Source organism: Edaphosphingomonas haloaromaticamans (assembly GCF_001853345.1).
Classification (GTDB): Bacteria; Pseudomonadota; Alphaproteobacteria; order Sphingomonadales; family Sphingomonadaceae; genus Sphingomonas_E; species Sphingomonas_E fennica.
This window is the reverse complement of the sequence record NZ_MIPT01000001.1, coordinates 1,478,020-1,490,561: the sequence shown is the minus strand read 5'-3', so window position 1 is coordinate 1,490,561 and position 12,542 is coordinate 1,478,020. Positions and strand designations below refer to the sequence as shown.

The 12,542-nt window shown below is 66.0% G+C and carries 1 protein-coding gene; it reads left to right on the top strand.

Annotation, left to right across the window (positions count from 1 at the left end; translation table 11 throughout):
• Positions 1-33: 33 nt before the first annotated feature.
• A complete protein-coding gene (locus BHE75_RS06825) occupies positions 34-12,456 on the top strand; it encodes a filamentous haemagglutinin family protein (RefSeq protein WP_070933330.1) in 12,423 nt (4,140 codons plus the stop codon).
• Positions 12,457-12,542: the final 86 nt, after the last annotated feature.

The following is a 12,542-nucleotide window of genomic DNA, read 5'->3' as shown; positions in this document are numbered from 1 at the left end:
TGATGCGGCGCCCAGGACTTTTGGAGACCCAAGATGAACGCCACCCGCAGCAAGCTGCTCATCACCGTTTCGGCAGGCGCCCTGCTCCTCTCCGGCGCCGCACTGGCACAGGATCGTTCGGGAGCGCCCCTGTTCGGCAGCCGTGGCGGTGGCTCCACCAGCGACCCGGCCGCAGCCGCCGCGAACGCCGCGTTGGAGCAGGCAACACGTCAGGCCCAGACCAACAGCGCCACCCAGCGCGCGATCGAGGCGTTCCGCCAGGCTGCCCAGACGCGCGCAGCAATGCAGGACGCCCAGGTGCAGGCCCGCGCCGCCGCCAAGGCCGCGCAGAGTCTCGTGCCCAATGGGCTCAATCCAGGCGGACTTCAGGTCGCAGGCGAGATCGCGATCGATCCCAGCCTCTGGCTTGGCGCCAAATCGCCGACGCAGACGACCGGAACGGACGGGCGCACTAGCGTCTTGGTCGACCAGACCCAGCAAAAAGCCATCCTCACCTGGGACAGTTTCAATGTCGGTCGCGACACCGATCTCGCCTTCCGCCAGGACGGCGCCGACTGGGTCGTGCTCAATCGCGTGCGCGACATCAACCCCAGCCGCATCGAGGGCACCATCAAGGCGCCCGGCACGGTCCTGATCCTCAACCAAAATGGTGTCCTGTTCAGCGGTACATCGCAGGTCAACGTCCGCAATCTCGTCGCCGCAGCCGCCACGATGAGCGATGACCAGTTCCTCAATCGCGGTATCTACAGCCAGGTCACGGGCGCCAATTATGCGGCGGCCCTCGCCAACGCCGGCGGCGCGGTGAGGGTCGATGCCGGCGCCCAGATCAACACCGCCGCGCCGACGTCGGTCACCGCGGGCGGCGGCTATGTCATGCTGCTCGGCAAGGAGGTCACCAACGCCGGCTCGATCACGACGCCCCGCGGCCAGACACTTCTCGCGGCGGGCGACAATTTCCTGGTTCGCGCGGGCGTCGGCACGGAAGCCAATCAATATTCGACGACGCGCGGCAACGAGGTGCGTTCGCTCCTCAATGCCGACAGCAGTGCCGGATCGGTCGTCAACAATGGCCTCATCGAAGCCACGCAGGGCGACATCACGCTGACTGGTCGTACTGTCCGACAGGAGGGTGTCGCGCTCGCCACCACCTCGGTCAACCAGCGCGGCTCCATCCATCTGAGCGCCTCGGCCAGCGACACCAAGGGATCGGTGACGCTCGGCAAGGACAGCCTCACCATCATCCTTCCCGAACTCGACAGCAAGGACACCGCCCTGGACGCGCAGCGCGACGCGATCATCGCGGAATCGGGCGTCCAGGACAGTGCGCGCCAGCAGGCGAGTTTCGGGCAGTTCGATAATCTCGCCAAGCTACAGGATCGGCGCGACCAATCGCGCGTCGAGATTGTCTCGGGCGGCAACGTTCTGTTCGAGGGCGGCTCGCAGACCAGCGCGCAGGGCGGGCAGGTTTCGGTTCAGGCCAATGCGGGCCGCATCACCGTCGCCGATGGCGCGCGCATCGACGTCTCGGGCGTCATGGGCGTCGCGCTCGACATGGAGAGCAATTCCATCAAGGTGAACGTGCAGGGCAACGAACTGCGCGATTCCCCGCAGAACCGCGACACCGCCGGGCTCAAGAGCCAGGATGTCTGGGTCGACGTGCGTGACCTCGTCCTGCTGCCGTCGGGCACCGGGGGCTATGAAGGCGATCGCTGGTATACGCCAGGCGGCCTGCTCGAAGTCGGTGGCTGGCTCGGCAACACCGCCCATTCGATCGGCGAATGGAGCGCGGTCGGCGGCACGATCACGCTCGCGGCGAAGGAGGTGGTCGCCGAGAAGGGCGCTGTGTTCGATCTTTCAGGCGGCAGCCTCGACTATCAGGGCGGCTATATCCGTTCGACCCGCGTCATGGGCGCGGATGGCAAGCTTTACGACATCGCCCAGGCGCCCGCCGGGATGGCGATGCTCGGCTATGGCAATGTGTTCGTGCGCAAGCATGAGCGCTGGGGTGATGCGCTTACCCAGAGCTGGTCCGACAAGCTGTTCAGCGGACGTGAAAGCGCGCGCTGGGAGGACGGCTATAGCGTTGGCCGCGATGGCGGCCGCCTCATCCTCTCCGCGCCGACTGTGCTGTTCGATGCCGACATCCTCGCCGAGACCATCACCGGCGGCCGCCAGCACATCGCCCGGCCCGACGGCACCGTCACCGACGGCTACAAGCTCGGCCAGAACCAGGCCGCGCTCGCCGGTGGCCTCATCCTCGGCAACTATAACGCGCTCGGTCTGCTCGGCGGATTCAATAGTGACGTGCGGATCGCCGATGGATCCTTGATGGTTGGGCTCGACGACCCAGTTGCGCCGGACCAAGTCAACACCGCCTGGTTCGATGGCGAACGGCTATCTTCGTTCGGGTTGGGTCGCATCGAACTCAATACAAGTGTCAAAGCGGTGGTCGATGCTGACTTGACCATGGCCAATGGCGGCCAGTTCAGCATTACCGCGCCCAATACCGACATCTCGGCCAAAGTGACCGCGCATGGCGGCGACATTACGCTTACCAATGTATACAGGACCCAGAGCGGCAGCGTCGCCGCTGGCCAGGGCTCGATCGTGCTCCACGACGGCGCGGCGCTCGACGTCTCTGGCAAATGGACCAACGCCTTCCAGAGCCCCGACGACCTGTCGGGGCTGGCGTTCCTTGATGGCGGCACCGTCAACATCCGCTCCACCCAAGATGTCGTGCTTGAGGAAGGCTCGCTGATCGACGTCTCCTCGGGGGCAGCCCTGCTCGCCGACGGATCGCTGGCGGGTGGGCGCGGCGGCGATGTCTCGTTGATCGCTGACATCCGTTTCAATACCACCGCCAACAACAGTTCCGGCAGCGTGGTGCTCGACGGTACGCTCAAGGCGAATGGCGTGCTCGGCGGCGGCACGCTCACCATCGAGGGCGGGCCGGGAATTGTGATCGGCGGCGGAATGCTGGCCGAAAACGGCACGCTGAGCGCGGGCGAGACCTCGTTGGTGGACCTCACTACCACTGAGGCGATCACCGTGCGGATGGGTGACACGCTCCCCGCTGACTTCGGATTCACCAAGACTCGGGCTAATCCCGGCGAGCAGATCGGCGGCGCGCCCAACTTCTCGGCCGCAAGTCCGGTCACCCTTGCCGCGGCGTGGCAACCGCCGCAGCCGGCGGTCAGCTCCTACACGATTTTCTTCACCGATGGCACTGCGGTGTCCGTCTTCTCCGGTGCCAGCAACACGCCGCCAACTATTGCAGCCGGTAAAACGATCCGCTCGATCGATGCGCCGGGCCTGTTTCCCAAGGACTATGTCCTGCCGGCGAATGCTTTCCCGAACGGCATCGCCATCCAGCCCTCGCAGGCGATCGCCAAGGCCGGCACCCCTGCGCCGGTCGATGCCACGATCGCCGCCGGCGCCAGGATTCCGGCCGGCACGCGTGTGGCCAGTCCGGTGCGAGTGCAGAAGCTCCAATATCTGGATACGTCGCTGTTTCAGCAGGGCTTCTCCAACTACGTGATCGATGGCCACCAGGGATTGGCCGTGCTGCCCGGCACGAAAATCGAAGGCGTATCGCCGGTCTATCGCCTCAAGGCCGATGGGTTCGACGTCGCCACCGGCGCGAGGCCCGATGCGGGGCTCGAGCTGTGGACGCCGCCCGTTTACCAGGAGGATGCGGTCAACGACCGCTTCGTTCAGCGCACCGGCACCAATATCCAGCTCAATTCGAACGCCAGCACGCCATTTGGCAACACTGTCGGTAGCGGTGGCAGCGTCGTGATCGGCACGCAGGCTGAGGTGACGGTCGATCCCGGCAGCCGGATCGCGATCGGCACCACCGGCACGATTTTCGTCGATGGACGCCTCACCGCGTCCGGCGGGAACATCGACCTGATCCAGTCCAATGTCGCTTCGCTTGTCGGTGTGCCCGCCGATCCGTTGGTGGGGCAGCGCGCTATCACGGTGGGCGAGCATGCGGTGCTCGACGTGGCCGCTCGCGCGGTGACGGCGACGGGCCGCGATGGGCTGCGCTACGCATTGGTGCCCGATGGCGGCAGCATCACGATCGGCGCGCCGACCCTGCTTGCCAATCCCGGAAGCATTGCCCAAGCGGCCGAGGCGTTCATCGTGATCAAGCAAGGCGCTGTCCTTGATGCGAGCGGTGCCAGCGCCGTGATCGACCTGCCGCGGGACGGCGGGCTGGGCGATCGCTCGACACCGCTCACGCTCGCCAGCAATGGCGGCACGATCGCGCTGAACAGTTTTTATGGCCTCTATCTCGACGGCACGATGCGCGCGAACGCCGGTGGCGCTGGTGCTATGGGCGGTTCGCTCATTCTCGCTCTGGAAACGCCGCGCTACAGGACGAGCACCGCCCAGCCGCTAATTCCTGACGATGTCCGCTACATCCGTGAACTGGTGATCGGCCAGGATTACGAAGCGAGCGGATCAGGCGGCCCGCTCCAGACCGGCTCCGCGCGGATCAGCGTCGAGCAGATCGACGCGGGCGGCTTCGACAATTTTACCGCCTATGCCGATGTGCTCCGCTTCGACGGCAACGTCGACCTGGCCGTGGGCAATGCCTTGTCGCTCTATTCCGGGATCAACGCCACCGATGGCTCGGACATGGCGGTGCGGTTGGCCGCTGACTATGTGCTGCTGAGTGGTTCGGCCTATCAGTCGATCGAAGGAAATCCGATCTATCCCAAGGCCGGCGGTCCGATCGGCACCCCGTCGACACGCCCCACTAGCGCGACGCTGACCGTAGATGCCGATTTCCTCGATGTCGTGGGGCTGACGCTCTACGGCGTCAAGGGCAGCGTGCCTCTATCGAGCGGCAGCCGCGCCTTCGACTATGCGGGCTTCGACAAGGCGACGCTGAACAGCCGCGGTGACATCCGAATGCGCGGAAGCATAAGCGGCGCGCGGGAGATGGATCTCAACGCCGCGCAGATCTACCCCGAAGGCGGCGGTACGATCATGGCGAAGGATCTGGTGCGCATCGGCCGTATCGGCGACCTGCTGCCGGCGATGCCCTATTCGGCGTTCGGCACCCTCGGCATCTACGCGACCGAGATTGAGCAGGGCGGCATCCTGCGCGCGCCGCTGGGCAGGATCACGCTTGGAACCGACCTGGTGCTGCAGAACGGTGCCGCCTCGGCCCCGATCGCCGAAAAGGTCACATTGCTGCCGGGCAGCATCACGTCGGTCAGCGGCAATGGCCTGATGCTGCCCTATGGCGGCACGATCGACGGCATCACCTACATGCACGGCGCGGGGACCGTGACAGGATCGATCGACGCGCTTCCTGGTGTAACGCTTGGCGGCAAGGCGTTCGAGGTTCAAGAGGGCGCACTGATCGATCTCTCGGGCGGCGGCGACCTGCTTGGCGCCGGCTTCACAAGCGGTCGTGGCGGTTCTGTGGACGTTCTCACGACTGCGCTCGCCAATGCCAATCCGGCCTATGCCCTCAGCGCTTCGGGCAACGAAGTCTATGCGATCGTGCCGGGGGTCCAGAACGGCTATGCGCCGCTTGACACCACCAATGGCGCGATCCCCGAGGTCGGTCGCCAGATCACCATTCCCGACGGCGTTCCGGGCCTCAAGGCCGGCACCTATACGCTGATGCCGGCGCGCTATGCGATGCTGCCGGGCGCCTATCGCGTCGAGTTGGGCGCGCGCCAGACGAGTCTGGCCGGCGGCGCGATCGATGCCGGCGCAGGCACCTGGGGCGTCCAAGGTTATCAAGGTCTTTCAACCAACGGCTATCGCGATGCTCTGCCCACGCAGATGCTGATCTCGTCCGGCACGGCGGTGCGCACCCAATCCCAATACAATGAGATGCGTTACGACCAGTTCCTGGTCGCCGATGCCGCAAAGTTCGGAGCGCCGCAGCCGGTGCTGCCGCGCGATGCGCACAACCTGTATCTGAGATATGCCCTGCAGCCGAGCGCTACCGAGGAGGCGCTACGCTTCGACGGCGAAGCCGACTTCACGCCGGGCCAGGGTGGCCAGGGTGGCAGTCTATTCGTCACCAGTGCCTTCACGGGCATGAAGCTGGAGATTCTTGCCGACGACGCAGCCGCGAACACCGGCTTCACGTCGCTGCGCGCGTCTGATCTCAACGGCATCGGCGCCCAGCGCATGGCGCTCGGCGGCAATTTCCAGTTATTCAGCGACACCAACCAGCTCAGCATGCGCAGCTTCGCCAACTCGGTGACAGTGCGCGAAGGCGCGGTGTTGGCGGCACCGGAGATACTGCTGCTCGCCACCAACGGCGGCGTCACGATTGAGGACGGCGCGACGGTCACTACGATCGGCAAGGGGGCTGACACGCCCTATTCGGCCGGCGAGGGCTATGCCTATGCGGTCGATCTGGGTGTGAATGCGCTGATCCTCTCCAACGGTGTTCTCAATCTCAATTCGCGCAGCGGCGCAGGCACGGGCGGCGGTGGCATCACCATTGGCGATGCCGACCTCCTCACCGAAGGCACGCTCGCCTTCGCTACCAACACCGGCGGAAAGCTGACGCTCGGCGACGGGGCACGCTACGGTGCGAAGTATCTCTCGTTGGTCGTGCCGACCATCAACATCGGCGAAGAATCGGCACTGGCGGATGCCGTGGCGGCCGGCGTGCTGCCCGATGGACTGGTCTTCAACCAGAAGATCTTCGCGGACCTGTTGCGCGGCAATGTCGCCCCCGGCGTGCCCAAGGTGGAGACGCTGATACTGTCGGCGAGCGGATCGGTGAACTTCTTTGGCTCGGTCACGCTCGACACGATCGATCCGACCACCGGCAAGTCCAGCCTTGCTCAATTGGTGCTCAACACGCCCGGCATCTATGGCCTGGGTGGTGCTGGCGACACCGCCACTCTCACCACCGGCGCGCTGTTTTGGAATGGCGTGAGCGACGGCAAGCGGCGCGATACCAATTCGGAACCCGGCAGCCTGCCGCCTGCGGCGGTGATCCCCGGCGGCGCGGGCACCGGCAGCGGCAAGCTCCACATCATCGCCGACCGGATCGAGTTCGGCTATGAGCCCTTCGCCCTGGCGGACACGCAGCTCACCCTTGACCGGACCGTGCTGGGCTTTTCGGAGGTCGACCTCACCGCCGCTGATCGGATCACCTCGAACAGCCACAACAGGCTCTCGGTCTATCAGTCGAAGGCGAGCGACGGCAGCTTCAGCGGCGGCAACCTCAACCTCGTCACGCCGCTGCTGACTGGCGAGGGCGCTTCGGTGACGCAGATCGCCGCTGGCGGCAATCTGCTGTTAACGTCGCCCCAGGGAACAACGCTCGCCGTCAATGATGTGCTTGGCGCGGAGATCAGCCTCAAGGGCAGCACCGTCACGATCGATGGCACCGTCTCGCTCCCGACCGGCAAGCTGTCGGTGGAGGCGGATGGCAACGTCCTCCTCACCGACCACGCACAGATCGACCTTTCGGGCCGCGCCGTCGAGATGTTCGACGTGACCAAATATAGCTGGGGTGGCGACCTGGTGCTCGCCAGCGCGAACGGTGACATCCGCCAGGCGGCGGGCTCGAAGATCGACCTGTCGGCGGAGAACAACGCCGCCGGCACGCTTGCCGCTACCGCGACCGGCGCGGGTGCCGGCCTCGTCGACCTGGTCGGCACGATCCTGGGCTCAGCGAGCGGTGAGCATGACGCGGGCGGGACGATGGTGCCTTGGCTGGGCGGCCAGATCGACATTCGCGCGCAGACGATTGCGGACTTCACTGGCCTCAACCAACGACTGAGCAACGGTGAGATGTTCGGTGCGCGCGGTTTCCAGATCAAGCAGGGCGACCTCGTCATCGGCGACGAGCTGAAGGCCAACAGCATCAGCGTGTCGGTCGACGGCGGCAGCCTGACCGTCACCGGCAAGGTGGATGCGAGCGGCGCCGAGGTCGGCACGATCCGGCTCGGCGCGCGCGACGGGCTGATTCTGGCGCCCACGGCGGTGCTTGACGCGCATGGCACCATGTTGCGCGTCGACAGCCGCGGCCAGCCGATCGACTCGCCCAACCGCGCGATCGTCGAACTGACCGCCACCGGCGGACGCCTGACGCTCGCCCCGGGCGCCACGATCGACGTCCGCTCGGCGGACGGCATCGCGCGCGGCACGGTGACGCTCAACGCGCCTCGCCTCACCGAGACCGGCGGCGACATCGACATTGACGCATCCGGCACTGTGGCGATCGAGGGCGCGAAGAGCGTCGCGGTCAACGGCTTCTGGCGCTACACCGATGCGCCCGCCGGAACGCCGGGAGACGACGGCAAGTCGGTCCAAACGGTCGACCAGGCCTATCTCGACGCGATCCACGGCAAGAGCACGGCGTTCATGAACGCGGCGCTCGGCAATGGTGGCCTTCAGGGCCGTCTGGCCGGCCTCAAGGCCTATGGTGATGCCTATCACCTGCGCCCCGGCGTAGAGATCGCGAGCGCCACGTCCGACGGCAATCTGGTAGTGACCGGCGACATCGACTTGTCGGGCTATCGCTACGGCCCCGGCATCGACCCGGCGGTGCGCGGCTCGGGCGAGCCGGGCGCTCTCCTCCTGCGCGCCGGTGGCGATCTCACCATCAAAGGCAGCATCAACGACGGCTTCGCGCCGCCGTCGCGCACGCCGGACGACAATGGCTGGGGCGTCACCGGTCTGCTCGCGGAGGATTTCACCACCACTATCCCCACCTTGCTTCAGGGATCGGCTTTCGGCAACTCGACGACGCTGCCGTTCAGCTTTGGCCAGAGTTTTGGTTTCGACATCACCGCCCGCGATTTCTCCGTCCCGGTCGGTCTCGTCATCCCGTTTGAGTTCGTGGCCAGCGACTATTTTGAGTATACTGACGCCGACTATAATTACGTGCCGTGGCGAGCGACCGCACCGATCTGGGATGCGGACGGCAACCTGCTCTATGCGGCCGGCGACATGGTAACCGACTTTCTTCAGCCTGACTTCCGTTTCGGCGCGGGGACAGTGCTGCCTGTGCCGCTTCCAGACGCTGCATTTCCCTATATGCAGTTGCCGGTCGGTTCGATGACCATCCCGAAGGGGACACCGATCGACTTCGTCCTTCCTAACACGAACAAGATGGTCCTGGCGGCGAACGTCACCGTGGCGGCCGGAACGGTGATCCCTAGGGGCACCACGGTTCGCGGTATCCTCTCCACACGGCCGACATTGCCCGACGGCACCCAGGGCAAGATGTGGGCGGTGGCACCGATGCTGGAGCAGGGCACGCAGAGCTGGTCGATGCGGCTGGCGGGCGGCGCCGATCTCGCCGCTGCGGATACGCGCTCTCTGAATGCCGCCAGGACAGGAGACCTGATCCTCTCCGACCCCCATTTCACCGGACCGGCCAAGACGGCTGAGGCGCCCAGCGTCATCCGCACCGGCACCGGCGACCTGGAACTGCAGGCAGGCGGCGATTTCACGATGAGCTCGCTCTACGGCGTCTATACCGCCGGCACCCAGTCCGCGCCGATCCTTGCGGACGACGGGTCCAATCCCTACAACCAGCCGCGCGGGCTGGAGCGGACGAACAGCGGGGCCGGCACCTCGGTGCTCGGCTCGGCCGGCGGCGCTTATGAATCGCTCGTGAGCGGTGGGGCTTCGCTCTATCAGGCCTGGTATCCCGAGCAGGGCGGCAATCTGCTGGTCGAGGCTCAGGGCGATCTCTCCAGCTACAACCTCAAGACCGAGACCGGCGACTGGCTGTGGCGCCAGGGCGGCGACCTCTCGGGTCTGCCGGCGGCGTGGTGGATAAATTTCGGCACCTATGTCCCCAGCATGAATCCGGACGGTGCATATAATCCCTTCGGCAGCATGAGGCTGGCCGCCTTCACCGGCTTCGGCGCGCTCGGTGGCGGCGACGTGGTGATCCGCGCGGGAGGCGACGCCGGCGTGATCACGCCGCTCAACGCCATGCGCAGCCACGGCGTTTCAGCGGCGGTGGGCGGCAGCGGCCGGATCACGGCGGGCGATCAGCTGGTGCAGACCGGCGGCGGCGATCTGAGCTTCACAGTCGGCGGCACGCTCAATCCGCTCGATGCCAACCTCAATCCGGGCAGTAATCTTGCCCAAAACACCTTCTGGGTGCGTGGCCAGATCTCCGATCCGCAGCTTAACGGCGTGCTTGCTAATCTGCGCGGCATGGTGACGCTGGACGCGGGCGCGATCGGCCGTCTCGATCTCGGCTATGGCACCACTTCACCCCAGTTCAAGCCCGATCCACGTCCGATCGACCTCAACGAGGCGAACGGCGCCCGCCCGAATGGTGGGCCGCAGCTCGTGCTGGGCGACGCGGTGGCCTCGTTGACAGCGCGTGGCGACCTGGTGCTGTCGCATGCCGCCAATGCCGGTCGCGTCCCCGTGCCGAACAGCACGCCCTTTACTGCAACGGTGAACGGCGTCACCACGGTCTCGACCGGCGGCGGCTATGCCTGGTTCTCGCTCTGGACCGATCATACTGCGGTGGAGATGTTCTCGGCGGGCGGCAATCTCCAGCCCTATGTCACCAACACCGGCGGGCTCGACAGCCGGTTCGATTTCCCCGGCACGCTGCAGGCAGTCGCGCCGGAGGGCAACATCTATTACGGCATGCACCGTGGCGAGTTCGCGACCACAACGGCGATGGTGCTCGCTCCGGTCTCGAACGGCCGGCTTGAGATATTGGCGGGCGGATCGATCTATGCGCTCGGCAGCTCGCTCGACATGTCGGGCGCGGACCCCAGCGCGATCCCGACGCCGTTCCGGCCCGCCTTCATGGGCTATACGACCGCGAGCATCCCGAGCATTACCAATCTGAGCAGCGCTGGTGAGGGCGTCAGGACCGGCCTCGCCTTCTATGCTTTCGGCCCCAATAGCGTCTCCGGCAATCTCCATGCCGGCGACGACCAGCCGATCCGCTTCTATGCCGTGGACGGCGACCTGATGGCGGTGCGATCGGGCGAGGTGCTGGACTTCACCAACGGGGGCAGCGTCCTGTCGCCCAAGACGCTCGACCGCTGGTATGTCGGGGCAAAGCCTGTGTGGATGCTCGCCGGGCGCGACATCGTGTCCTCGGGCGCGCAGCCGCAGATCGTCATCAACGGCAAGCCGCTCTACGAAAGCGGGCGCTATGGCAGCCAGTCGACCAGTGCCCTGTTCTTCCATACGGACGCAGATGACGTGTCGGTGATCCGCGCCGGTCGCGACATCCTGCAGCTTGGGCTTCAGGTGGCAGGACCGGGCACGCTGGACCTTTCGGCGGGGCGCAACTTCTATCAGGCCGACAAGGGTTCGATCACATCGATCGGTGCGCTGTTGGCCGGAGATACGCGGCCGGGCGCCTCGATTGTCGCGGCGGCGGGCGTCGGCGCGACGGGGCCAGACTATGCGGCGATCGCGGTGCGCTATCTTGATCCGGCGAACCTCGCCGATCCCGAACGCCCGCTCGCCGACCAGGGCGGAAAGGTCGCCAAGACCTATCAGGCCGAGTTGGGCGACTGGCTGGACGAACTCTACGGTTTCGCCGGAACCGATGCCGAGGCGCTGACATACTTCGCGGGACTTTCGTCCGAGCAGCAGTCCATCTTCCTGCGACAGGTCTATTACGCCGAGCTGAAAGCGGGTGGACGCGAATATAACGACCCCGACAGCCGCCGCTTCCAGAGCTATCTGCGCGGCCGCGACATGATCGCGACGCTGTTTCCCGAGAAGGATGCGCAGGGCAACGCGATCGTCCGCCAAGGCGACATTACGATGTTCGGTGGCTCGGGTATCCGCACCCTGTTCGGCGGTGACATCCAGCTCCTGGCACCGGGCGGGCAGATCGTTCTTGGTGTCGAAGGCGCTGTGCCGCCGGCGACTGCGGGCGTGGCGACCCAAGGAGAGGGCGACATCGCCATTTATAGCAAGGGAAGCCTGTTGCTCGGTCTGTCACGCCTGATGACCACCTTCGGCGGTGGCATCCTGGGATGGTCGGCCGAGGGCGACATCAATGCCGGCCGCGGCGCGAGGACGACGATCCTGTTCACCCCGCCGCGGCGCACCTACGACAAATACGGCAATGTCCAGCTCGCGCCGCAGGTGCCCTCCTCAGGTGCTGGCATCGCGACGCTCAACCCGATCCCCGAGGTTGCGTCTGGCGATATCGACCTGATCGCACCGCTGGGCACGATCGATGCGGGCGAAGCGGGCATCCGGGTCTCGGGCAACGTCAACCTCGCCGCACTCCAGGTGCTGAACGCCGCCAACATCCAGGTGCAGGGCGAAGCGACCGGTATCCCTGTGGCGGTGAGCGTCAACACCGGCGCGCTGACCTCCGCGTCCTCGGTGTCGAGCGCGGTCGCCAACCAGGCGGCCCAACTCGCCGAACGGGCAAGGCCGCAGGTCCGCACCGAGGTGCCGGTCATCGTGCAGGTCCGCCTGCTGGGCTTCGGCGAGAATCCCTGACCAGACACGCGCCGCTGAAGAGCGGCGCGCCCACCGGGATGGCGCCTCCCACGCCATCCCGGACCATTCAATCGCAAGTGAGTAGT

Coding starts and splice junctions, on each gene's coding strand:
- BHE75_RS06825 (WP_070933330.1), top strand. CDS start 34: ATGAACGCCACCCGCAGCAAGCTGCTCATCACCGTTTCGGCAGGCGCC.